The organism is Klebsiella sp. 18074, assembly GCF_902705905.1.
GTDB lineage: Bacteria > Pseudomonadota > Gammaproteobacteria > Enterobacterales > Enterobacteriaceae > Klebsiella > Klebsiella terrigena.
The window spans coordinates 115,822-141,109 of the sequence record NZ_CACSIS010000011.1 but is presented as its reverse complement, the minus strand read 5'-3'; the positions used below and the strand labels follow the sequence as shown (position 1 = coordinate 141,109).

The 25,288-nt window shown below is 54.3% G+C and carries 17 protein-coding genes; all 17 read right to left on the bottom strand.

The annotated features are described in order from the left end of the window. Positions 1-39 precede the first annotated feature (39 nt). A complete protein-coding gene (gene tssE, locus GVK32_RS13070; protein WP_159868295.1) occupies positions 40-495 on the bottom strand; it encodes a type VI secretion system baseplate subunit TssE in 456 nt (151 codons plus the stop codon). Continuing rightward, a complete protein-coding gene (gene tssJ, locus GVK32_RS13065; protein ID WP_159868292.1) occupies positions 495-1,040 on the bottom strand; it encodes a type VI secretion system lipoprotein TssJ in 546 nt (181 codons plus the stop codon). The genes tssE and tssJ overlap by 1 nt, the downstream gene beginning before the upstream one ends. Continuing rightward, positions 1,018-2,103: a type VI secretion system baseplate subunit TssG gene (tssG, locus tag GVK32_RS13060; RefSeq protein WP_159868289.1), complete on the bottom strand. Its 1,086-nt coding sequence runs from the start codon at positions 2,101-2,103 to the stop codon at positions 1,018-1,020. The genes tssJ and tssG overlap by 23 nt, the downstream gene beginning before the upstream one ends. Beyond that, positions 2,067-3,821: a type VI secretion system baseplate subunit TssF gene (gene tssF, locus GVK32_RS13055; RefSeq protein WP_159868286.1), complete on the bottom strand. Its 1,755-nt coding sequence runs from the start codon at positions 3,819-3,821 to the stop codon at positions 2,067-2,069. Before tssF ends, tssG begins: the two co-directional genes overlap by 37 nt. Before the next feature lie 358 nt (positions 3,822-4,179). Then, positions 4,180-5,766 carry a type VI secretion system protein TssA gene (gene tssA, locus GVK32_RS13050; protein ID WP_159868283.1) on the bottom strand — a complete coding sequence of 529 codons (1,587 nt, stop codon included), beginning with the start codon at positions 5,764-5,766 and terminating at the stop codon, positions 4,180-4,182. After that, positions 5,766-9,212 (bottom strand): ImcF-related family protein, encoded by a 3,447-nt coding sequence (locus tag GVK32_RS13045; RefSeq protein ID WP_159868280.1) that lies wholly within the window; start codon positions 9,210-9,212, stop codon positions 5,766-5,768. The genes tssA and GVK32_RS13045 overlap by 1 nt, the downstream gene beginning before the upstream one ends. Continuing rightward, positions 9,209-10,333, bottom strand: coding sequence for a hypothetical protein (locus tag GVK32_RS13040; RefSeq protein WP_159868277.1), 1,125 nt, complete (start codon positions 10,331-10,333; stop codon positions 9,209-9,211). The genes GVK32_RS13045 and GVK32_RS13040 overlap by 4 nt, the downstream gene beginning before the upstream one ends. Positions 10,334-11,345: 1,012 nt before the next feature. Further along, on the bottom strand, positions 11,346-11,624 hold the full coding sequence (locus GVK32_RS13035) for a PAAR domain-containing protein (RefSeq protein WP_134526589.1): 279 nt from the start codon (positions 11,622-11,624) through the stop codon (positions 11,346-11,348). Between the two features lie 65 nt (positions 11,625-11,689). Then, positions 11,690-12,781, bottom strand: coding sequence for a T6SS immunity protein Tli4 family protein (locus GVK32_RS13030; RefSeq protein WP_159868274.1), 1,092 nt, complete (start codon positions 12,779-12,781; stop codon positions 11,690-11,692). Between the two features lie 79 nt (positions 12,782-12,860). After that, the gene (locus GVK32_RS13025; RefSeq protein WP_159868271.1) at positions 12,861-13,952 is read right to left on the bottom strand and encodes a T6SS immunity protein Tli4 family protein; all 1,092 of its coding nucleotides are present in this window, start codon (positions 13,950-13,952) and stop codon (positions 12,861-12,863) included. Continuing rightward, positions 13,949-15,619, bottom strand: coding sequence for an acetyltransferase (locus GVK32_RS13020; RefSeq protein ID WP_159868268.1), 1,671 nt, complete (start codon positions 15,617-15,619; stop codon positions 13,949-13,951). The genes GVK32_RS13025 and GVK32_RS13020 overlap by 4 nt, the downstream gene beginning before the upstream one ends. A gap of 104 nt (positions 15,620-15,723) precedes the next feature. Next, complete coding sequence (locus GVK32_RS13015; protein WP_159868265.1) at positions 15,724-18,225, bottom strand: type VI secretion system Vgr family protein; 2,502 nt, start codon at positions 18,223-18,225, stop codon at positions 15,724-15,726. Next, positions 18,222-20,873, bottom strand: coding sequence for a type VI secretion system ATPase TssH (gene tssH, locus GVK32_RS13010; protein ID WP_159868262.1), 2,652 nt, complete (start codon positions 20,871-20,873; stop codon positions 18,222-18,224). Before tssH ends, GVK32_RS13015 begins: the two co-directional genes overlap by 4 nt. A gap of 176 nt (positions 20,874-21,049) precedes the next feature. Then, positions 21,050-21,541: a type VI secretion system effector Hcp gene (hcp, locus tag GVK32_RS13005; RefSeq protein ID WP_041146130.1), complete on the bottom strand. Its 492-nt coding sequence runs from the start codon at positions 21,539-21,541 to the stop codon at positions 21,050-21,052. Positions 21,542-21,544: 3 nt separating this feature from the next. Continuing rightward, entirely contained in the window at positions 21,545-23,254 is a 1,710-nt protein-coding gene (locus GVK32_RS13000) for an OmpA family protein (RefSeq protein ID WP_159868259.1), read from the bottom strand. Beyond that, positions 23,251-23,940 (bottom strand): type VI secretion system protein TssL, short form, encoded by a 690-nt coding sequence (gene tssL, locus GVK32_RS12995; RefSeq protein WP_159868256.1) that lies wholly within the window; start codon positions 23,938-23,940, stop codon positions 23,251-23,253. Before tssL ends, GVK32_RS13000 begins: the two co-directional genes overlap by 4 nt. Then, positions 23,937-25,277, bottom strand: a complete 1,341-nt coding sequence (gene tssK, locus GVK32_RS12990) for a type VI secretion system baseplate subunit TssK (protein WP_159868253.1) — start codon at positions 25,275-25,277, stop codon at positions 23,937-23,939. Before tssK ends, tssL begins: the two co-directional genes overlap by 4 nt. Between the last annotated feature and the right edge of the window lie 11 nt (positions 25,278-25,288).

The window sequence follows — 25,288 nt, the reverse complement described above, 5'->3', positions numbered from 1 at the left end:
CGTCCCGAGGAAGATATCGTGCCGGCCTGCCCGGCATCCCTACATGCGGGGATTTCTGTCGAAATAATGCTGTTGCTTTAGGTGGCGAATGAATATCCGCCCCTCGGGCATAAACTCGGTACCATAGCGCACCAGCCCCACCCCTTTCAGCTCCGCATCGATCGCATAGCGCAGCTCGCCGGGGATCGCCTGCTCAAGGAGAATAACGCTAATGCTTTTCAGCCGTGGTTCATATTCGAGCAAAACGGCCGACAGCGTCCCCATCAGTTCATGGGCGGTACCGGGCATACCCTGCAGGATTTTGGCCATATCCGGCAGGCCGTAGTCCGGCAGATGCGCCAGCGTGCCGGCGCGGCAGTTGAGAATGCGCTGCATGTTGTCCAGCACGGACAGGATCGCCTGGTCCTGCTCGTTGACGTGGTTGAGGTCGAGGCCACCGGTGAAGTTGCCGTAAAGAATTTCATATAATGAGGGGGTATTGTGTCCCTGTGACATTAATCGTCCTTAACGGGCTGCAGCCTCAGATGGTTGTTTCCGGCTTCCAGAATACGCGGTTTATCGGGATCGAGGTCTTCACGTTCGATGACCAGCTTCCAGGTGTTATTCACCATATCCGGATGACGGAACAGCCCGACAACGGCCACAAACTGCGTGTCGGCCTCCATTGGCATATCGAGATTCACATCACCACCCGGCTTCACGACTACATCACGCGTGGCCAGCAAATCAGCGCTCAGCTGGGTATCGCCCTCTTTCAGCAGCTGCTGATATAGCGTCTTGTCGAAGGTTTTACGTTCTTTCAGCTGATACACCCGCACCACCAGCGGCTCAGACAGCGAAGTGCTCTCACGTGTATCGGTATTCAGCGCCTCGCGCGCTATAAAATCGAGATGCAGGACTTTAATTTTCTTGTAAAAAATAGCGCTAAAGGCCGATTTGGTACCCTCAGTGACGCTCTGCGTCACCCCACAGCCCGTCAGGCTGAACGCCACCAGCGGCAGCAGCCAGCAGGCGATTTTAGTCGAACTTGTACGTAACACATCGGTTTCCTTGTTGTGGTATGGCGGGGTTCATGCCGCTGTAATAGCCCAGTTCCGTCGTAAAGGTCTGCGGGATATCGTCCAGGAACACGCGATCTTCAGCTCCCAGCACGCCATTCATGCCAAGCCAGAAATGACCTTCGCCGAGCGGAGGGACGGCCAATAAGCGAGTCAACGTCGTTAGGGTGATTTTTGCCTTAAAGCGCCAGCCCAGATAGACCCTTAGCATCACCAGAAAATCCGGATACAGCGGACCATCCGGCTTCCAGCCCTGCGCTTCCTGCCGGTTATCTGTTGAAAGCGCAATCAGCAGCTGGCTGCTGGCATCCATCGCCTCATCGCCAAGCGGTGTGTTACCGTCCAGGAGAAAATCGTCATCACCGTAAAAGCCCAGTGGCTGACTGACCGCCACCGGCCGCAGGCAATACGGGCTCACCTGTACGGTGGTGTCGGGTGCCAACAGGCTCACCAGCGCCTGCATCCCCTCCTGAGTTTTTCCGGGCTGGCGTAACACGCCTAGCAGGGCCAGAAAGCGCGACACCGGGGTGGCGATATGCTCTGCGGTTCCGGGGATCCCCAGCCCCACCAGTCCCAACAGCGACTGCGAAATATTGTCGCCTCCTCCGGGCTCGAACGTGGCAGGCCAGGAGTACTTCCGCCAGATGCGATAAAACTGGGTCAGGATGCGGTGGCTGAAGATATCCAAAAAGCTCTGCAGCGCGTCATGCCCCTCCCGGAGCTGAGCGATGTCATCGAGATAAGCGGTCGGCAGCGGTGAATCGACGCCGTACATCCCCATAAAGGTGGTACGAATGACCGCTGGTTTGCCGTCATCGACTTCGTCGTATTCGACGGCTTTCAGTTCGCTGACCGGAAATCCCATTCCCGGATGAGGGGCAAAGCGTACCGGGTCATCGGCTGGATGGCTGGTTGAGCCCATTAGCGGCTTACCCGGATGGCGCTTTTCCAGCAGCTGGCAGAAACGGTAAAAGTTAATACGGTGAAGGTCTGCCTCCAGCTGAAGGGTCAGCCGGGAATGCGGCGATTGTGCTTCTCTTCCCATTCCAGGCGTTCTCCGGTCGGTTGCAGGATGATAATCAGGCGATTAAACAGATAGATATCGGTATAAAGCGCGAAGAAGCGGCTCAGCATCTCGCCAAACAGGCAGATATCCCCTCTTCCGGCAAAGCCGTGGCTATCGAGCATGACGTCAATCTGCACGCCGCGTACCAGGTAGCCCTGCTCAAAACGCTCGGTTTCGCTGTGCTTCACATCGATAATGGCCTCCAGACGGCGCCGGTTCATCTCGCTCTCTGTCCACTCATACAGCGCCAGGGTACCGCGGAGCACCTCAGCGTTATCCATCATCGAGAGAAAACCGCTGCCAAGATGGCTTAGCACACGCCAGTGAAAGCGATCCCTATCCGGTGGATAGCAAGGCAGCGTCGGCGCACACAAGTTGCGAACAGCGATGCTGACTGAGGTGGTTTTCACCACCGTATCGAGCACGGTGCTTTGCAGGGCCCGACGAGGCAGCTGACCATTGGTGCCGGTGAGCGTCAGGGACAGGCTTTCATCTATCGGCACGGTGTGAGTATCAAACGCTTCGCCACCAAGAATTAGCCAGGTGTTATGCAGACCGGACGGTCCGCGGCGTAGGCGGGTGTGATAGTAGTATTCCGGCGCTTCATGGCGCATCATCCCGCCCTTGTGGCGAAAGCTCGAGAACGGGACGTAGGTATGCTGGCTTGATGACATCACCGAATCCACGGCGTAAATCTCGGTATGACCATCCTGTACCCGCATCGGGCGCAGCATGTATTCCGTCTGCAACGAGTTGAGCGTCAGCGGATCGGATTCCAGTGGAAACAGGTTAATTACCGGTACGCAGTTCAGCCGCAGATGCTTGCCGGTAAAGCTGAAGTCATGCTTCCAGCGCTCAGCCAGCACCACGTCGATTTCAAACCAGGGGAGCTCAGCCGGGAACGCGGCGGTCTCCAGCCCACGCAGACAGGTGAACATAAATTTCTCGCGAAAGGTAAAGTACTCCAGCAGCAGCTGGTAGCCGCTGAAACTACTGCTACCCTTCGGCCAGAGGGTATCATCATCACCGAACCCGAGCGCGGTGAAATACCCGTCCAGCGGTTTTCTTTCCACATCACCGGGCATCCGCAGCCACAGCCTGGCCACACTCATGGTGAAGGCTTCGTGCATGGCGCAGGCCAGAGACGCGTCGGCATTGAAGTAAAGCGGAACATGGCTGAGATCGATACGGCTCCAGTCCGCCAGCTTGCTGCAGCTAAAGCGCAGCGTGACAACCGAGCGGCCATCAGAATCGGTCGCCAGGCTGACGCGCTCCAGCGAGAGGGGCTGAAGGTCTATCGCTTTCGTAGTGGAATAACGACAGCGCGTCCCCTTCTCACCGATCGGCCGGGAATGAACCTCAAAGCCTTTGTCGATGCGCATCTGCTCCTTCATTCCGCCCCAGTCGGGGGTGAACTCCACCACCGACATCGACGGTATGGTACGCAGGTAATGCGGCCACAGCAGGCTGACCAGCCCTTCGGTCAATTCTGGCAGGTCGTCATCGAGCTTCTCGCGCAGTCGGCCCATCAGGAAGGCAAAGCCTTCAAACAGGCGTTCCACGAACGGGTCGCGCGCGCCCGCTTTATCCAAATTGAGCATTGCCGCCTGCTCAGGATGAGCACGGGCAAATTCTTCCCCGGCTTCCAGCAGGTAGCGCATTTCAGCGTCATAATAACGCAGGGTTAAGTCGTCCATAGATTCGTCTTTATTAATGTTTGTTTACCGGATAGCGAAATAATAAGTTCTAAAAAGGCACCTGAAACCTAATAGCCTCGTATTTACTGATTTGTCGAAATCTTTGCCAGCACGACATTGACACAAACTAATATTGATACCGAAACAATTTTATCTTTTTTAAACACAACCCTCCGAGAGCATTTTTAAAATCACCGCCAGCCTTTTTAGTATTATCTAAATTCCAATGCCAATGTTTTTTATCTTGAGGAGAAAATAATTGCTCAGGTGTATTATCCAAAGTATTAAATATATTATTTGAATATCATATTCCCCATATTTATGGAGCAGTTCAAAACCTATTTTGATGCGCGTAATATCATCCGCTGCAGAGTACAACTGCTCGTGCAGGATCCAGTGAGATAAGCCCGGATAGCAGAGCGTCCATTTCAGACTGCAGGCGCGTTTTATCTGCTTCACTGCGCCCGGCCCTACCCCGCAACAGCTTTAACCTGCGGGCTTTTACTTCGAACATTAGCTCTGGCGTCCACTGCTCAAGCGTGAGCACCCTGGCACTACCGTCGAGTTCGCCCAACAGATGCAGTGCCATTTCGTGTTTACCGTACTGTTCACTCACCCTGGCCATCAACAGGCGCATCAGCCACTGGTCCCGGGCGGAGGTATAACCCGGCTGAACCTGCAGCCAGTTGAGCGCAGTTTCAATACCTTCACCGTCTGCTTTCGCCAACACTTCAGGCTCCAGCATTAGCACATCATCGCCTCCAGCAACCGCGGCTGATACCGGCTCATCTTTCCATCCGGGCATATCGTCGAGCACGCTTTCGTTTATCCAGCTCAGCGTTGCTTCATCGGCGAAAGGAGTGCCGTCGCTGAAAGCCAGTACTTCCAGCCCCGGGAGGCGGGCCAGTAAGCCCTTAAGATCGCGGCACAGGATGTCTGCACGTACAGTGTCGTTATCCATTTTCGCCAGCGCCTGCCATGCATACCACTGCACGTCCAGCCAAAGGTGGTTGACGCCCTGCGCCAGTAAAGTGTCCGTATGCTCCAGCAGTTCAGACCAGCTTTTCTGCAGGTACAGGCGCTTGAGGTGCGCTTTGTGGTCTGGCTTCGGTGGCACCAGGCGGGTGCGCCCGGATGCATCCAGCGGCGGAAGTTCCATTAGCGTGTCCCAGCGTACGCACTTCAGCAGATGGTGCCCGGCCAGCCAGCCTCCCGGCCGATCGCGAAGATATTGCGCCAGCACTTTGGCCTGATCGAGCAAATCTCGTCCCGAGGTGACGGTGTTCATCACCGGCGCTGACGCAGCAATCGTGCTCTCTTCCCGGCTAGTTTGTGGCACCAGACTGTTGGCTCCACCGCTTTGTACCAGTCGGTTATCCAGAGCCTGGTACAGTCCAGCCCATTCTGGCCGGGCTTTCTCATCAAACGTCTGGAACGTCTGTTCAGCCAGCAACAGCGCAGCGGTAATGCGCTGCATGATAGACATATCAACCTCAGGGTACAGAGACAGGCTGTTTGTCACACGGCTGCTGCCCAGCCATTCCAGGGCAGCCTTACGGCTGCGATCGCGAAGAGGATGCAATCGGCTGCCAAACTGCTCCAACATCGAGGCCATCAGCTCAAGTCCCTGCGTAAACCCAAGCTCACCATCCTGATGCAGACGTGCCCAAACGTAGAAAGTGATGACACGTAAATCCTTACTGGTGCCGGTCAGCAGCCTTTCCGCCAGCCGGCAAATCAGACCGGTATCAGTGTCGGAAAGTTTGTTGATCTCTTCACGGATACGCTGAAAATCATCGTCGTATCCGGGATCCACTCCGGTTGGCTGATTGTCGCCAATCGGCTTCAGCCAGCGCTCCCAGTCAGCACTGCGCGACCGAGCACTGCTCAAGAGCGTCTTTTCATCGGCGCAGCAGGTCTGAAGTACACTTTGTAATGTCGTCATTATTCCATTCCCTCTATGGCTGAATTCTCCGAACTTGCCAGAGCCTGAGAGGTCGCAGAGGGATCCACGCTGAATATCTGCTCCGGCAGGCTGAAGTTGCGTAACGCCAGAAGCGCCAGCGGACCATTACCCAGCTGGGAGCGCAGTACCCATTGCAGGGTGCGGCCGTCCGGGGCAGTAAAACTCATCATCCACTGACTGCGGTCGAGCCGCTGACGTTTACTCTGATCCAGCCAGCGAATAAAGCCCCAGCTGCCGCTATAATCGCCGAACAGACGCGCCCCCGCGCTGGTAGAAGTCCACGTCAGCATGGTTCCGGGTTTGAAGGTGTCCCCGGGCCAGCGGAAAGAGTGCCACTCGGCCATCTGGTTGAAGTAGTGCAATTTCTGCCCGTCAATGGTCAGCCGGGTTTCCACCACCTGAGATACGGGTCGTGCCTGCAGTTCAAAACTGATTCCCTGGCTACCGTCGGTAAACAGAATGTCTGACAGCTGGCTAAGCTGGTTGACCGCCCGCAGAAACGCCGGATTGAACGTCAGCCCCTGGCTGTGCACCGTATCCGGTACCCACTGGCTACCCTCTTTGTGCAGCACGCCGTTAAGTTCGGTGGTCAGGAACCGGTCAATGCGTCCGCTGTCCTTGCGGATAAATTCAGCCAGCATCGGCAGCGAGGCATCGCTTTTGCTGACCGCAAACGGGAAGCGACCATCAAAGGCCGTATGCCAGTTAGCCACAACAGAGCGGCTCCAGCGATCGTTAAGGCTGGCGGCTGAGGGCTGCAAGACCGTTTCCCATGCCTGAGTTAGGGGCTGAACAAACATCGTATTGCCGAAACCACTCCACTCTTCCCCCAGACTTGCCGCCATGAGACTGCCGTACTGCTGAGTATCGGTAAGATCAACGCTTTTGCCCTGGAACACGGTCTGCGCCAGGGTCTGCATCATCTCCTGCGGATCGGTAGCGCTCGCCACCTGTTGCAGGCGTAAACGCACTCGGGTGATTCGCGTGAGGTAAGTTTGCAGGCTCAGGGTGCTGTCGGCCGACATCACATTGCCGCCCTTGCTTTTGCCCATCAGCGTCAGCAGCGGGCCAAAGGTTTCGTCCAGTGGTCCCTGTGGACCTGACGCAGACTGGTCAATTATGGGCTTATCTTTCCCGACCATCAGGTCTTTCGCGGATTTGATGATAGAGTCCGAAAGGCCTTCGCTCCGCTCTCCGGTTTGTCCCTGCCATGCGATTGTGTTCATTAAGGCAATCAGCGGTGACTGGCGCACATCACTCATCAGCGTCAGCTGGTCGGTGACGTCGGCAATGTTGCTGGCAGGATTCCAGTGGAGACTGTTGAAGAAGTTTAGCCAGCTGCTGGCAAAGTCGGTGAAATAGCGCTGGGTCAGACGCGCTTTCAGCGCTTCCGGCGACAGGTCGGCCGACACTGTCTTGCGGGAATCGCTCAGCACCCAGTCGATTTCATCTCGACGGAAACTGGCCGCCTTCTCGATGGCCTGCTGAATGCCACCTTCCCATGCCTGACGGGTGAACATCCCCGGCACCACTTCATCAGTGGTAAACAGGCGGCTGGCATCGGTACCGCTGGTCATGTCTTCCAGAGAAACATCGGCAAAATTACGACGCACCGATTTGAGCATGTTTTCATACAGCGTGCTTTCGGCGTTTCGCCGTCCAATCTGCTGCAACAGCACCTGACGGCTCTGGCCGATCAGCTGCGCATCCGGCGTGATTTTCCACTGTGGCTGCTGTGGCAGTTCAGTTATGTAGAATGCCCACAGATCCGGGGACAGACTCTGCCACAGGCCGGTGGAGATGCCTGTTCGCGTCGGCTGCACGGCTTTCATGGTCTGCGCGTAGAACGCGCCATCGGCTTTATCCGGGCGGGCCATCATCAGCCAGGCCTTAAGCTGGTTATAGCCCGGTTTCGCCAGCTGGACACGCTGGTCACTGTTAGGCGCTGAGTTAGCCAGCACGGTGAGCTTTTGCGTCAGGGCCTCATTCGCCGGATCGCGTATCAGGCGATTATTTACCACGCCATACCACGGCAGCATCGCGTCGAGTAGCTGCTGGTTATGGTCCAGACCAAAGCGCTGATACCAGGGCGCCCCCTCCCGGACATGATGCAACAGGCGACCGGCGTCATTGCGGAGAATATGCAGGGCCGTCAGCTGGTGATCCGATACCGAGGGATGCTCCACCAGAGCATGAGTCTGCTGCGCAACAGAGACTATCTGCTGGCGGTTGACTGTAAACGACAGCAGCGTCCCCGCTCCCCAAACACCGATGATGGCCATCAGCGTCCAGGCGAGCGTCTGCTCCCACGCCATACCGACACGGTGGCCACGCATGCGGGTACAGTCATCCACAATGCCCTGCCAGGTTAAGGGCAGGGTCAGCGCATGGCGCTGTGACTCAGGGATAAATATCTCAGCACCGGCTGCTCCCTCTGACGTATCGACAGGTTTATATCCTGGCAGGCTGAACATCAGGCCACGCAGCGGAACGCGCTGCTGGGAGGCTGCCAGCCATGGCACCAGTTGCTGAGTCCAGCGAGCGATGCCACCGTCTTTAAGGTCCTGGCCCAGGCGCAGCAGGAAGTCGTGACTGTTGTTTTCCGCGATCTGGCTCACTCCCTGCGTTCGCAGGGACGGCAGCATCAGCTTGAGCTGACGGGCAATATCATCAGCTTTTGCACGCAGCGGGAACGTTGCCCCGACCGCCTGCTCAGTGCGCGTTGTCTGCGCCCATTTGCTGTCACACAGCCGCCACAGCCAGACAGGTGCTGAGTAATGCAGCAATTCACTGATTTTTTCCAGCCCGCGAAGGTCGCTGTCACTGATTTGCGGGGTCAGGTTAAGCGACTGAGGCATGACCCGGACAATCCCGTCCAGTGGACGCCCGCGACGCAGCTTGCGTAACGCGGTGTACTTTTCCTTGTCCGGTTCTGCAGTCAGACTACCGCCGTAAATCAGAACGGTACGGTTGCCTTCAAGCCACTGCTGCTGCTGCAGGCCAGGAACCAGTTTTTCAATCGTGGCTTCGTCGCCCGTCACCAGCAGCAGGTGGACTTTGTGGCGCCATAAAAGCCTATATCGGACTCGGAGATATTTTTTAAGGCTGGGCAAAAACGGAACGGTACCTCTACCCTCAACGGAGAGAGACTCCATCTTTTCGCCAGGCTCCTGTGGCTTGTAGACGGCCTGATTTCTTCTCTGTTTCCATCGCCACCAGACAGGTGAACCAATCAGGCCAAAAAGCAAGACGGCAAACACGCCTCCCCAGATTGTCCAGATTTTCTGAGTTGAAATCCCAATGCTGTTCAAACTGTCCAGGTTGATAAAAATTAAAAAAGCACTTACTCCCGCCAGACCAATAATCAGGAGGAAAAATCCCCATGAGCCATAACGTGCGTTTGGTATTATTTTTTGTTCAATCATGGGTAAAGCTCCCTGGTAATCAAGCAAAGTGTTCCTGTTTGCTGCGTCGTCTGATTAACCAGCAGCTGATCTTTACCTGTTTTGCTGGCAGCTTCGGCCAGCATGACTAAAGAAAGTGGTAAAGCCATCTCCCCTGGAGGCCCAAAAGAAAGATCGATCGAATGCAGCGGTCTTTTTTCCGGCAGAGACCACTGATGGCCTGTTGCATACTGCATGATTTCTGCTGCAGCTTTTTCAACCGTTCCCTGCAGCCAAACGTATTCCAGACTCTCTTTATCAGGCTGGACATATTCAAATAACATATCTAATTCTTTAATAAGTTTCCCTTCCTCCAGCGGCATCATACGAGTCATGCCGGCGATAACAGGCAGTGAATGCTGGTGAGCAAAGCTGGGGGAAGAGATAAGCTGAGCAGAAATAAACTCGCTTGACTGCCCTACGCCTGAAGCAGGCCAATCCTGAAGACAAAGAATTAATATCAAACCGTCGGAACTCTTTACGTTGAAGAGAGACTCCACTATTTCTCTAAAATAACCTGCAGTGGGTATAAGATCCCATTGCTGAGAAATCGACTCTTTACGATACTCATCAAATCCACCTAGAGATTGAACAACATAAATAGAATGAAGAAAATAACGATAACCTGGGCACTGAATCTCCAAATCACGGTCTATTTTTTTCATTAAATCTGGAAAACTATATGGCGAATTGAATAACGGACGGGCTTTTTTAGGATATGCAGGCACCTTATCCAGCTCACCCAATAGCGCCTCCATTCCCTTCTCTTCCGGGGAAAATAAAACATTACCAATTACGGCTAGCTGCCTTCGACTCCAGCTGCGCCAGTTAGCTTTAGTTCGTTCCGTTTCGAGGATCCATGCCTGGCCGGCTGCGACAGACTGTTCATAGCGGTTTAACATTACCCCGAATAAACATAGCCAAACCAACAATGCTGGCAAGGCACCGTAAAAGAAAACTTTAGCGTAAGTTGCCATATTCCAGATCCATACACTGGAAATAACGCCTGTAATTAACATCAATATTAACACTATCATCCAGAACCAATACTTTGGTTCTGGAAATGATTTCTGCTCAGGAATATCAGGTATAGGCCATGCCATAGTAAAACTCGATACTTGCTGTATTGTATTTAAAACCCAAAAAGCGAAGTAAATGTAAGAATCATTAGTAATGTTCTTTGTTACTTAATCGCCACCGATGTCCGTTAATGAGTCGAATAACTTAATAATCCATGATTAACTTTAGAATGATAGACTTAGCATTTAATATTTCAGGGCTGACTATTATTTCCTGTAGATTATTTTAAGCGTAAATATAAAAAGTCTATATTGGTGTTTTGTTAAAAAACTTTTTGTTCTTATCCTTACAAACATCAATCCATAATATTTTTTATCAAACCCGCTCCATACAGAAGAGGCAGGCGCAAGAAGATTGGTGTAACAAACAGGGGCAACCCATTCAAAAAGACTTCTAAAACTTTATAGACAGCAAAACAATTTGGATTTATTTTACACCACAAGAAAATTTTTAATGCATCTATGAGTCGATCAGGAAGGATCAAACGGGTGGAGTTAGCCCCCTCTCTTATTACCTTAAAGGTTAGCTCTGAAAACTCTAATAACTGCCAATTATTAATACGACAGATTTAAATTAAATGCCTTTTTCCTTACAATCACTCTCATATTAAAAAATATAGACTGACAGTGATATCTTTATTTTTAATCTCAGGAATTTGTAATGGATGATCATTTTCAGCCAGCCGGCCGTAATAATCCTTAATACTCGGCAGTTATTTTATAGCATTCCCCATCAGTATTTGAAGCTGAGAATGGGCTGACAACTTTTATGTTTTCGTTACGTTCAATAGTTTTCGGTTTAGTTTAGCATGCAACGACGAAAATCAAGAATGATAGACTGGCAAGTAATAGTTTTGATTGAGGTTTATATTTCATTGATTATTCATATTTAAGTTCTTCCGCAGGATTCTTTTGTATTTTTCATTACCTACGCAATGTGGATACAGTCTAAGGGCGATATGAACGGCTCTGGTTTTATTAAAGATTTAGGCTTTTTACATCAGGGATAGATTTCTCAAACCCTGCCTCATATTTCTTAGTCCTTTGAGTAGCTATCCAGAATAGTAGGGATAAATTTTGCCTGGCATGGGCAGGAGCTAAAACTATCAAGCGACCCCGCCAGCGCCTGTCCTTCGTCGAAGGTAGCAGCGACTCCTCCTGAGACTTTAAAAATTCCCGGGTAATTACCGCAGCTAACCATATCCCCTTCTCTGGCAGCAAAGACGCCATACCATTGAAGCGTTGGATCGCCGATAAGGATCTTCCCACCGCAGGTAGTACTATCACCGACTCTTAAAAAATAGCCTAAACTCATTATAAAATCCTTTATATAGAAACAATCTAAAAGTATACGAAAAGAATTACTGGTTTTCCTGGCAACTACTTATAGCGCAGGGAATTCACCAGCCTGTCCCAGATTTCAATCATCTGCGCTTCGCTGTAGCGCGTTTTTTTATACTCACTGCCGAACCCAATATTAAGATTCGGCTTATCCGATGTAGCATCTCGCTCATTAGCATAAAGCATAAAATTATAGAATGTGTTCTTTTCATCTTTTCCCGTCGCAAAATTTCTGATGGTTTGGGTACCGCCGAATAACCATGACTCTGCCTGAATGCCGTGCGGTGAGAGTGCCACTTTTTTAATGGTGTACTGATTTGATGTTTTAAGTGCTTCATTAATTTTCGCGCTGCGATTAAACAACGTGTCGTCTGAGCCCTTGATTGTATTGTCCATATCGACACCAAAAACAAAATCATCATTTTCATACCGGAATGTGAGGCTTTCCTTATGCTTTTCACCATCATCCACGATAAATCCATTCGGAATACACACCCCTTTAGCCGACGGAATATCCTCATCTTTTCTGCCACTAAGCCTTGACATCAGGGACTGCAGGGCAGCCAACTTGGCGGGTTTGGTATTTGCGTCGGCCTCAGAAAACCCTCTTGACAAATATTTTAATTTTTTTTCACGGTGTTTTTTATCTGAAAAGTCACGAATGTCCGTAGTAATAATAAAGGCTGTCATGCCTGAATAAATATGAGCTTCCAGCTGCCTGTATATATCTGGGGCACCAGACTCATCATGGTCGAAAATAGCGCCTCTGCCATCAGGCAGAATAATAACCTCTTTTAAAAACGGGGCATTTTCAGGTCTGTTACCTGGTTTATTAGTGGCATCGCGCAGCGCCTGCTCCCTTAACTGCACTCGCTGTTTAAAGGCTGGTGGATAGAGAGGTTTGCTTTCAATTTTAAAGTCATCGATAAAAATCATATCGCGAAGCTGATTGTTGAACGACTCAGGAACGTCAATCACATAGCGCCCGATGCACTGCGGTTTGGTTTGCGCAAACAAAGTTTTTATCACTGTACTGTCCTTCTGCACTGGCGTGGATGCTGTAGCCGGGTCAATAAAAAGCATCCCAGCAGCCATAAGCACTAAGGCAGAAAGTTCACGAAGACATTGCATGGTGAGAGCTCCTTTTCAGTACGCCTGGCTGGCGATCCGGAAGCGGCGACGAGCCACGCCAGGCGCACATCCTTATCCGTCATTTATAGCGCAGGGAATTCACCAGCCTGTCCCAGATTTCAATCATCTGCGCCTCACTGTAGCGTGTTTTTTTATACTCACTTGTGAGACCAATACTAAGCTTTGGCTTATCTGCTGTAGCATCACGCTCATTGGCCTTAAAATCAAAATCATAAAACGTGTTCTTTTCATCCTTTCCCGTTGCCGTATTTCTGATGGTTTGGACACCACCAAATAACCATGACTCTGCAGGAATACCGTTCGGTGAGAGTGCTACTTTTTTAATCGCGTACTGGTTTGATGTTTTAAGCGCTTCATTAATTTGCGCACTACGGTTAAACAGGGTGTCCTCTGATCCGGGATATTTATTGTTTGTATACACGCCCAGGATGAAGTCATCATTTTCATAACTAAATGTAACTTTTTCCATATGATTTCCACCATCATCCCTGACAAATCCATTTGGAATACACACGCCTTTAGCCGACGGAATATCTTCATCTTTTCTTCCGCTTAACCGTAATATCAAGGATTGTAGGGCAGCTAATTTGGCTGGTTTCTCATTCATTTGAGCCTCGGTAAAACCAGCCTTAATGTAAGTTTTTTTCCTTTCCATATATTTTGGATTGGATAAATCAAGTATTTCCGCTGTGATAACAAAAGCTGTCATATTGACATATACATGTGCCTCCAAGACTCTTCCAAGATCGTCCTCTCCTGAAATATTTCTGTCAAAAATAACACCTTTACCATCTGGTAGCACAATTTTTTCTTTTATAAATGGCGAATTTACAGGCTCATTTTCAGGTTTATTAATGGCATCACGCAACGCCTGCTCTCTTAACTGTACACGTTGTTTAAATGCGGGTGGATAGAGAGGTTTGCTTTCAATTTTAAAATCATCGATAAAAATCATATCGTGAAGCTTGTTGTTAAACGACTCGGGAACGTCAATCACATAACGCCCGATGCACTGAGGTTTGGTTTGCGCAAACAAAGTATTTATCACTGAACTGTCCTTCTGCACTGGCGTGGATGCCATAGCTTGGGCAATAAAAAACATGCTGCCCGCCATAAGAGATAACGCGATAAGCTGTCGAATGGTCTTCATGATGTCGGGATCCCCTGAACCATTTTCACAATCGCCCTGAGAGTAAACTGCAGGGCCGGTCTGACTTTTATATCCTTCAGGCTGCTGACATCGTAGGCTCCCTGATGATCAACGTCCGTTGCCAGAACGCTTTTGATTTCGCCGTTACGGCAAATGGCGCTCAGCGATTCCACAGGCACCGTGCCATCGCCAGGCGTTTTTGATGGGGTGAGCACGTACATCTGAGAACGATTAAAAGGCAGGGGGATCTCCCGGTAGTTGTTGGGCAACTTCCTGTCACTCTCGTGCATATTTTTCGGGTAGTTGATGGAGGTTATTCGCCACGTCAGGGTGCCGTCGGAGGCGATTTTATGGCCATAGAAGGCATAAGTATTAGGGTGATAGCCTTTACTATCCAATTGAGAAATAAATTTACGAACAGGTTTATCCACTAAACTTAAATAGGCAGTCCAGTTACTTTGACTAGCCGCCTCATCCTTATCGATAGTGTCGGACTCATAAAGGCGATACCAGAGGGTTTTATTCAGGTAAATATCACTGAACGGATCTCCGGCCTTCGGCAGCCTTACATCGCTGCCGTCTTCACCAGCCCCCTCCACAGTCAGCCAAGGCGCCCCGGAAAGGTATTTCGCCGAGGGTAAGAGCTGAAGCGGCGCAGGAGCCCTGGCCAGGACCGGCATCAGCTCTTTAGCGGTATTACCCAACACGGCCCCGGCCATGCCCTCCTGTTTTGCGCCAACCTTCATGCGACGGTACGCCGCCGGTGAGCCAAGGTCGGGGATCACCCCATGTACTATCCCCAGAATCTTATCTTTTGCCCCGCAGACCTGCGACGCATAGCGTGCCACCAGCCCGCCCATGGAATGGGTGACGATAATGACTTTTTCTTGCCCGGCGGGGAAGGGCGTGCCGTGGCCGCGTTGATTTTTGTAGAGGCTGATAGTCCTGTCGATAAAGGTTACCAGTCCTTCCGCCGAGGTTTTATTATCCTGAAGCCAGTTATAGCCATAGACGTGAACCGGGAATAAAAAGTTCTGAAAATGGTTCAGCTCCTCCTGAGTCAGGACAGACTCGCCGGTAATTTCAGAATATTTGCCCTCAGACAGAGTTTTACCGACCAGCTGACTTAGCACGCCATTTTTCTCCGGCACTGATTTGCCGTAGTTAACAAGATTCTGCTGCCAGTCATCCATCAATGCGCCCTGCAGGACGCTTAAAAACTTACCGTAGCTGAAGAATAAAACCTCCCCCCAGCCCCTCTCCCGGCGGGTTGTAAATAATTTTCCGTCATCAGAAAGCGGAGAATAGATGATCTGGTTAATATCCCCACGGTTATCCACCTTCGTGGAGTCAGGATTAAGCAGTTCTCTTCGTTCAATGCCATCCTTTCGTGCCCATTTAAGAAATACCCCCCCCAAACTATCGCCACGCCAGATATCATTTTTATTACCTTCGCTAGTGCTCATCAAATTAGTCCCCATCACTCCCGGAAGGAAGATAACGGGGATCGCTTTGACAGGCGGGTGAAGCAAAACAGCTTTAGCATTCTCTGATTTTTTCTGATTCTGTATGCCGGGCCAGCAGACCTGTCCACTGTCGTCCCATTCTGGTTTTATGCAGGTTATAGAGGAGCTGCTCTCATTACCTGTCGTATCTTCTTCCGCCATGAATTCTGTCCTTTTTCCTTTCAGGAAAATACTCTTCAGAAAGACCTTCGTGGCAATCAACCCGGTACTTTCCCCGAAAATATGCTCCGAAATAACAGAGTGCCTTATGTTTTATCCAGCAAAGAGGCGTTGAGAGAATCGATATTAATATTATTCTGCACCGCCGTAGCCCCTGAAGCGGAGGTCAACAAACTTTGCTGTGTGCCATCCCCGCCAGTTAAACCCAGCGTCAGACCGGCCACAGGTGAGTCATCCGATAACCGCTTGACTTCAGGCGTTATGGCAAAATCAGTATTTTCCCAGATCTGTATCGCCTGGCTCATACTCTGCCCACCAAACTTCTGCCACACAGCCGCCCGCTGGATGATTTTGTCCGGTGCCGCGCACTCCACGACACCATCCGCAATACGGATATAGCCGCCTCCGCTGGTGAGAATAATTTCCTGCTTCGCGCTGATAACCAGCTTGCCTTCGCTGCTGCTGATGCGGATATCTTTCAGCGCGTCCAGCGTCATCTCATCGCCCTGCGCCTGTATCTCCACCTTCCCTTTGCTGGCAAAAATTTTGATACCCAGCTGTTGCGCAAACAGACTCACCCTCTCCCCGGCCGCCACGGTGAATCTTTTCAATGCGCTGAAATCAGTGTGTTTGCCGCTGGTGCTGATAAAATTTTCACCCGCTGACAGCTGCAGGCTTTCCGGCGTGGTCTGGGCAATACCCGCCGGGGCTGAGAGCAATAACGCCGACCGTTTCAAATCAGTCAGCACCTGCTCCAGTAACGCCTTCTGAGTCTGGATATCGGCCAGTTCAGCTTTGGCCGTTTCAACTGCACTGCTCAGGGCTTCGGCCTGGATTAATGCCTGCTGCAGCTGGCTCAGGGCCGCCCCCATCTCCAGCACTTCCCCCTGCGCCTTTGCCTGCCCGTCAGCGCTGATAAATATCCCCTTCTGCGCCCGGATGGCGCCCCATGAATCCGTGCGCAGCTCAAAGCCTTCCCCGCGCTGTTGCTTCTCGCTGTCGACCAGGTGACCAAGATTCAGCTGGCTCTTGCCGCCGTACTCCGTCGAGACCTTGATATGCTCTTTCCCGCGCTCATCGTCGAGGCGGATTTTATTATTCGCAGGCGTCCGCAGGACGTTACGTTTGTAGTTGCGGATGGTGACGTGGTCGCCGTGGGCCGAGTCGTGCAGCACGCCGGCGATATACGGCCTGTCAGGGTTGCCGTCCTCAAAGCCAATCGCCACTTCGGTGCCCGCCAGCAGCGGCAGGTGCAGGCCGTAAGTGTCGCCCGCGTACGGGCGGGACTGACGTACCCACAGGCTTTCGAACCCGGTCTCCCAGCCGTCGCGGTCGAACAACATGTTGACCCGGTAGCGCCCGTCTTTATCGATATGTCCGTAGGTGTCATTTTCGGTGGTGCTGGTCACCCGGGCAGGCAGCGTACCGGCCATCACCGGACGTGAGCCTGGTTCGGAACGGAAACCAAAATCGACGCTGTCCGGGATACCCTCAAAGTTAACCCCAAAGTCTTCATCACGGCGGGCATGCGTATGCATTGCGGTGACGACCACGCCCTGGCAGAAGGTCTCCGCCACCTCATAGCCACCCGTGACCTTCAGCACCTGGCCCGGAGAGAGCGTCGGGCAGCTGGTAATCGCCCGGGTCCGCGTCTGGCCGTTCAGATAGCGTTCATGGCGGATACGGGCATAAAAGGCACCGGATTCCGGGGCCGGGCTGCGGTCGTACGCGCTGCCCGGCGTGAGATAATTATCCGCATAGTGATAAGCGTCACCGTAGGTGGTGCTATCTCCCCGGCTGGCATCCACCTGCGTATTCATGTCTTCATTCGCCTGACGGTAGTTGTAGTCACGGGCGCTGACCTGTTTCTGCACCACGCAGTGATGACATTCCATCTCCCAGACCGAGTCCACCCCTTTCGAATGCTGGCCCGACAGCGGTACCGATGGCAACGTCAGGCCTTTCTCGTAGCCCTGCTGGCTGTCGTAAAATGCCACCACGTCGATGTTCAGGCGCGCGTCGGCGGTAAAACGAAACCAGATCCCCACCTCGCCCAGCAGGCGGGTAATGAAATGCAGGTCATCTTCGCCGTACTGCATCACCTGCTCCCGGCGCGGGTACTCTTTGCTCAGTGAAAACAGAAAGTCCTGGCCTTTGAAGCCATGGCGTTCGCGCAGAATTTTTTCGACGATCTGTGGGACGGACATATCCTGGTAGATGGCGTTCTGGTGCGAACGATCGAGCAGCGCCAGACGCGGCTGGAGCGTCAGCGCGTAGTGGGTTTCATCCGCGGAGGTACTGAGGCGTTCAAAGCCCGTCACTACGCCCTGAATCACCCGCACCGGCTGCTGTAGCTTAATGCCGAAGCCCTGATCGACCGGAGCCTGCAGCGTCAGGGAGCCGGGCTTCATCAGCATCATCTCTTTACTGATGGCATGCTCGGCGCTGGTGAACTCAATGCGGTAGCTGAACGGTCTGCTCAGGGCTTCCTGGCCTTCAAAGGCCAGCACGTCGAGCTCGGCTTCGCAGCCTTTCACTTCCAGCAGGTGGTGGTTATGGCTAAATCTGGTTTTGGGATTGGTACTCATAATGCCACTCCTCCGGCTTCGCTAAACTCCAGTGCAACACCGTTATCCTCGCTCCAGCCTAGCAACAGTGACGACAACTCCCGTTTCTCCGCCATATGGCTCAGCAGCTGCTGGCTTAGCACCGGCAGAATCTGCTGATTGAGCAGGCTGTCGACGTTGCGCGCACCGGTATCCGGCAGCAGACAGGCCGCGGTGAGCGCGTCATACAGGCTCTCGTCGATATGCGTGGCCACACCGTAGTGGCGGTGCAGGCGTTTGCTGACCTGCGCCAGCTTCATCTGCACGATGGTACGCATCGCGGTTTCCGCCAGCGGGCGATAAATCACGGTCTGGAAACGGGCCAGCAGCGCCGGCTGGAAGCGATCGCGCAGAATGGGGCGCAGCAGTTCATGTAAATCAACTTCGGTAGCTTCCGGCCGGTCGTCCAGCAGCTGCATGATAGGGTCGCCGCCGAGGTTGGAAGTCATCAGAATCACGGTGTTACGGAAGTCGATTTCGCGTCCTTCACCGTCGCGCATAAAGCCGCGGTCGAACACCTGATAGAACAGGTTCATGACGTCGCGGTGGGCCTTTTCCACTTCATCAAGCAGCACCACGCTGTACGGGCGCTTGCGTACCGCTTCGGTCAGAATGCCGCCCTGACCGTAGCCCACATATCCCGGAGGTGAACCCTTCAGTTGGGAAACGGTGTGCGGCTCCTGGTATTCGGACAAATTGAGGGTGATAAGGGATTTTTCGCCGCCGTACAGCGCGTCCGCCAGCGCCAGCGCGGTCTCGGTTTTGCCAACGCCGCTCGGGCCTACCAGCAGGAATACCCCCTGCGGGCCGTTTTCAGCCGTCAGCCCGGTTTTGGCGGCCCGCAATCGTTGGCCGATGGCGTTGAGGGCCGCATTCTGCCCCACCACGCGTTTACCAATTTCGCTTTCAAGGTTCAGCAGTTCGGTCTGCTCGTCCTTCATCAGCGAGGAGAGCGGGACGCCGGTCCAGTCGGCAATAACGTTGGCGACAGTGCGAGCATCCACATCAACCGAAAGCAGCGGACTGCTTTGCTGAATGTCCTGCAGCCGCTGCTGCAGTTCGTACGTTTCGCCCTGTAAGGAGATATCCTGACGGCTCTCCAGCAGTTGCTCAGTCAGCCTGAGTTCCTGACCGTACTGGGTTTCCCGCTCATCGAGTTCGACAATCAGGCGCACCTCTTCCAGTTCAATCATGGCCAGGCGTTCGCCATCCGCGTGATTGCCGACGGCGATATCCTCCAGCAGCGCCTGCTTCTCCATTTCAAGAGACGTAATTTGCGCGCGGATGTGGGTCAGCTGTTCAGGTACGGTATCAAGGCTCATACGCACGCGGGCGCTCGCGGTATCCAGCAGATCGATCGCTTTGTCCGGCAGTTGACGACCAGTCAGATAGCGTCGTGACAGAGCGACCGCAGCGCGTACCGCGTCGTCGGTAATGTGGACGTTGTGGTGTTCGGCGTAGCGAGACTTCAGGCCGCGCAGCATCAGGCAGGCGGTATCGTCATCCGGCTCATCGACTTTCACCATCTGGAAGCGACGCTCAAGCGCCGCATCGCGTTCAAAGTACTGTTTGTATTCGCTCCATGTCGTGGCGGCGATGGTGCGCAGTTCCCCCCTCGCCAGCGCGGGCTTCAGCAGGTTGGCCGCATCGGCGCCGCCCGCCTGATTGCCGGCGCCGATAATGGTGTGCGCCTCATCGATAAACAGCAGAACGGGCGTCGGCGACTGTTGCACCGCGTCGATGACGTTTTTCAGACGCTGCTCAAATTCACCTTTCACGCCGGCCCCCGCCTGCAGCAGGCCGAGGTCGAGGGCGCGCAGGCTGACGGCTTTCAGCGACTCCGGTACGTTACCTTCGGCGATGCGTAGCCCCACTCCTTCCACCAGGGCCGTTTTGCCCACGCCCGGCTCGCCGACCAGGATCGGGTTGTTTTTGCGGCGTCTGGAGAGAATATCCACCATCTGGCGGATTTCCGTATCTCGACCAAATACCGGATCGATGCTGCCTTCCCGCGCCCTGGCGGTGACGTCGAGGGTATATTTATCCAGCGCGCTCTGAAGCACCGGATTAAGCTCACCTTCTTTTATCCCGGCCCCAACCGGACGACCGACAAATTGCACCTCCCCGCCGTTCTGCGCCAGCTCCGCGTCCTGCTGGGCTTCCGGGCATTCGTCGGACTGCGTATCGAGCCGCGGGCGCAGGCGCTGCAGCTGGTTCTGCCCCAGCGTCAGCAGCGTCCACAGGCCGTCGCAGCGTACCAGCTTAGGTTGATCCACCAGCGCCATCAGCAGATGTACGCCGCGAATGCGCTCTTCGCCGGCCAGCGAGGCCCGCATCCAGGCTTCGCGCATCAGGGTCTGGGTGCTATCGGCCAGCTGCGGGCGGCTGCGTACCGAGCGCGGCAGCGTATCGAGCCAGGCGAGTAAATTCTGCCACAGGGCGTCCATATCCCATTCATAGCGACGCGCCAGTACCGTGAGGTCACCCTCGCCCTGCTCCAGCAGCTTCAGCAGCCAGTGCTCCGGCAGAATTTCAGCATGCGCTCGCGTGAGGCACAGGGAGGCTGCCCCTTCCATCGCACGGGCGCAGTAGGGGTTGAGACGTCGCAGGAGGATTGCCGGATTTTCCATGTTCTTGAACTCGCTCTCTGGGGACCTTCAGGCACGCTACCGCCCATCGCTTTTCCTTGTCGTAAGGAACCTAAAGCGCATCAGGTCAGATTTTTCGTTTACGGGATGTTTTACTCAGTACCCGCCGGGCAGATACTCAGGAAAACTGCGGACAGGTTGCCCCATCCGCATCGGGCTTACGCGGTGGCGCGTTCGTTCCAGGAGTCGGAATGAATGATGTTGCCGTCTTTGTAGGTCCAGGTGATTTTTTCGTAACGCAGCTCGATCTGCTCGAGGTGGTTATGCTTTTCGTAGGAAGGGTCCTTGATGTCGTGCATTTTCGGCGCGACCTTCACCAGCTTGACGTTCTCCAGTTTGGTGTTGAAGTACTCCACCTCCTGGCCCGCGTCGTTGATTTTGTACCATCTGAATTCGGCAGATTTTAGGGTCTGGCCGGTAGTCACCGCCTTGTACAGGTACGGGCTGGAGGAGTCGATCTCCTTGGTGAACAGGAACGGCGTGTGAATGCGGGTGCCGGTCAGCTTGCCGGTGTTGTTATCGGTTGGGATGTACAGGTTGTGTTCCTGCGCCACCACCTCGATGCTGCCTTCACGATCTTTCACGTCGACGGAACCTTTAATATCCGCACCGCCGTCGTCTTTCAGCCAAAGATAAACAGGAATTGCCATGAATTACTCTCCATTGTGTTGTGATGCGTCATCATCCTGCGATGACGCCTGGTGGGTGCCCGGTATCTGGCAGGCGTTCGCCTGCGGTACCAGACTAATTTCGACACGGCGGTTCAGCGCGCGGCCTTCCGGCGTGTCGTTGGTCGCGATCGGGCGGCTTTCGCCGTAGCCCTGCACCGCAAAACAGCTTTCCGACACGTCGCCGGTATCCCGCATCCAGTCCCGTACCGCTTCGGCACGCTTCAGGGACAGCGTCTGATTGCGTTGGGGGTTGCCGGTGTTATCGGTATGCCCGGCTATCACGATCAGCCAGCCCGGTTTAGCCCTGACGCCAACCAGCGAATTGACCAGCATTTTGGTGGAGCCGGCTTTCAGTACGAACCTGCCGGAATCGAACAGCGACATGCTGTCGAGACGGCTGATTTTGGGTGGCGTAGCTAACTTTGCCTCCAGTTTTGGTGAAGGCGGCGGTACATACGAACGGATCGCATCCAGCATCGGCATACGTAACCGTTCCCCCTGATACAGGCTGAGGCTCATCCGTAGCGGTTCACCGTTGCGCGCCCAGCCGTCCAGCTGAGCGGAATCCTGACGTAATACCTTGACGGCATCGGCTTTGGGACCGTAGTCATCCATAGAGAGCTGGTAGTAATGGGCGACATCGAAACTCAAACGGTGCAACAGCTGACGATTGTTCCAGCCGCTGCTGAGCAGCGCCACGATGACCGCCAGGGTGAAAAGCCCGAGTGCGCAGCGCCAGGCGCGGCCAGGAGGCGTGGGGCCCTGGCTTTCCGGTAAGAGCGGGAGAACAAAGTCCGGGAATAGCGCTATTGTTGTGCTGTCAGCCCCCACCGGCTGCCAGCCAGCAGCGCGCAGTATGGCGGTGTGGCGCGTCAGCCAGGCAGTCCAGATGGAATCAGTGAGGCTACCGGAAACGTTCGGCCCAATCCCCCATAGCATCGCAGCGGGGGCAACTGCCGGGATATCCGGATTCTTATCGATAAACACCGCTTTGACGTGGCCTTGCGACCAGGTCATCAGGCTGTTCATCAGCACCTGCTGCTGCATGGCCACCGTGCCACCTGTCGCGACCCATGCAGAAATGGGGCTGGGGACTGAGGATTCCCGCCATACGCGGATCCCTTCCTCCGCAACAGCAGCCTGCCAGAGCATGTCGGTCATCATCGCGCTGCCGGCCTGGACGTTCAGGAGCAGCGGTACCGAATACCCGATTTCACGGCGCAGCTGGCTGATGTACCAGCGCAGAGTCAGCAAACGGCTGGTCAGGGCTTCGCTGTCCGCATGCTGCTGCGGACAGACGTTGACCATCACCGCGAGCTGCCGCCCCCAGTTCGGACGCTGGCATAGCAGCTGCCGCGTCAGCTGCGCCAGGTTCTGATGCTCTTCAACCTTGATCCAACATCCCTGCGTGACGGTCAGCACCTGAGACCGTTCTGGCCAGGTTTGCGGTAGATCGCCACAGACCAGCATCACCGGCTGGCGATAGGTCGCTTCAGGAAGATTATCCAACTGCAGGGCCACGTCCTTCTCAGAACGACGCCTTGTGACGTAGCCAATTATCGCAATCAGCCCCAGGGCAACCACCAGCACAAGGACGGAAATCAGCCGGGACGCCGGCAAAAATCCCAGGCACACGACGACGCTCAGCAGTGCCGCCCACAGCGCAAGCCCGCGCCGTTGCGCCAGACTCATTTCGCCACCCCAGGCAACAGGGTTGTCAGCATCCGCTCGAGCCAGGAGTTCAGTGCCCACCACAGGCCAACGGTCGCCAGAGCGCTCACCGCGATCCGTACAGGCCATAATGACAGCCAGCGCCCTATCACCCGATATGCGCGGCTTTCTACCATTAGCCGCTCGGTTTGCGGATAGCTGAAGGGTGAGACATGGTCAGCGAATGCCTGTATCAGTTTCTGACGGTTGGGGTCATTCAGCGACCGGAAATCACCGAGGAACCCCAGCATCATGACGCGCTGAAAGCAGGTGAGCACCGCACTGTCTGGTGCAGGTTCACGCAGTACATCTCGCATACGATCGCACAGGGTATCTCCGGCATCCATGGTGCCGAGAAAGTGTCCCTGTAGAGGAATGTCATACCACTGTACGCAGGCGTCATCTTCTACGCCGCGGCCTTTAACCGCCTCATCGAGCAGTGCACACTGTGCGGTGAGAATATGCTGACAGCTGGCGTCATCCAGTTCGCTCTCTTTCAGCGCGCGCTGTACGCGCTCCACGTCCGCAACACAGCGTTCCCACAGCAATCGACCTTCCCCTTCCTGAAATTTTGGGCCGTGGCGCAGGCTGATAACCTGCAGCCATGTGTCCTGTAACAGCGCATCAATATCGATGGACGCGGAGATGCCGCGTTTGCGCTCGCTCATGTTCTCAGTACCGCGAAGAGTTCAAGTTCAGGCTCACCGAGCATTCCCGGGACATAAAACATACAGCAGCCGCTTTCGAGCATGTCGACAGCCAGAGGATGAGACACATCGAGGCTGAAATATTGATTCTCCAGGCGCAGAGGAATGGCGGCAGGTACATGGCGTAGCGGCGTCAATGGCACCCCCACCCGAGAGGAATTGACGATACCGCGGACGTGATCCGGGCTGCCCACTTTGCACTGGCGCGGAAACTGCTCCTGCAGCTGGGCTACCGGGATGGGGGAGCGTACGGATAAGTAGTAGTCGGCACCTTCGCGCAGACGGGGATCGTGCAGGCGCGCCTGCCAGAAATGCAGGCGTTTATCGTACTCAAGTTCAACGGACACCACCCGTGAGGGCAGGCTGGCCTCCAGCAGGTCGCCCAATAAGTCAAACAACGGCGGGAAGACAGCGTTCAGCTGTTCGTGCTGCCAGCCCGGAATGGCGCTAATCTGATGCTCAAGGGAGAACGTGAGCAGACTGCCGGCAAGTCTTGCCAGTTCCGGATACAGTCGTTCAGCCGGGCTCTGCGGATATCGTAAAAACTGACCGAGTACCGGCTCCGCGCTGTTCAGGGCATTCAGCAGCCAGAAAAGAGACACGTCAGCCACCGCAAAATCTGCCATCCGCGCATTGCTTTCCCGGCGCATGGCCATCAGGCGGGTCAAACGGGCTCGCAGCTGGGTCATCAGCTGTTCGAGCTGGGTCACCAGCCAGCGGCTGCTCTGTACGGATAGCAGCGGCGGGAGAAAGCTGCCATCAAGCTCCCAGGTGCCCTGCGAATCCTGTAGCAGGCGGGCCACGGGACAGGTCAGATAATCGCTGTTGTTCTGATGAGCGAAGCGTAGCGTCAGCTCCGGCTGCATCACCGCAATCTGGCGGGTGTCTTCACCATACTGGTTGCGCACGTCCCGCCATCGCTGGCGGTAACGAACCGGGCGATCTGCCATCTGATCGGGTGTCAGGCAGTTACCGCCATTAGCCCGTAACAAGGGCAGAGCCAGCACCACCACGGCGTCACGTGATTCGCCGTCCAGCGACAGAGCTGGCGGCAGCGCATCGGCATTATCCGTATCAATGAGCGAACCATCCTGAAAACGGACATGCAGCCTGCGGGCCTGCAGACGACCGAGTTTCAGCATGTCCGGTTCAAAGGTCGACTCAATCACCCCCCAGGGATGGTTGAGCCCCAGCCGGGCAATGCATTCCACAGACCAGGCCGCATACGCAGCCTGTTGCTGGAAGTGCTGGGGAGAGATCATGATGCCCCTGCCCCATAACGGTTGTTCCGTTTTCATCTGCTTCCTGC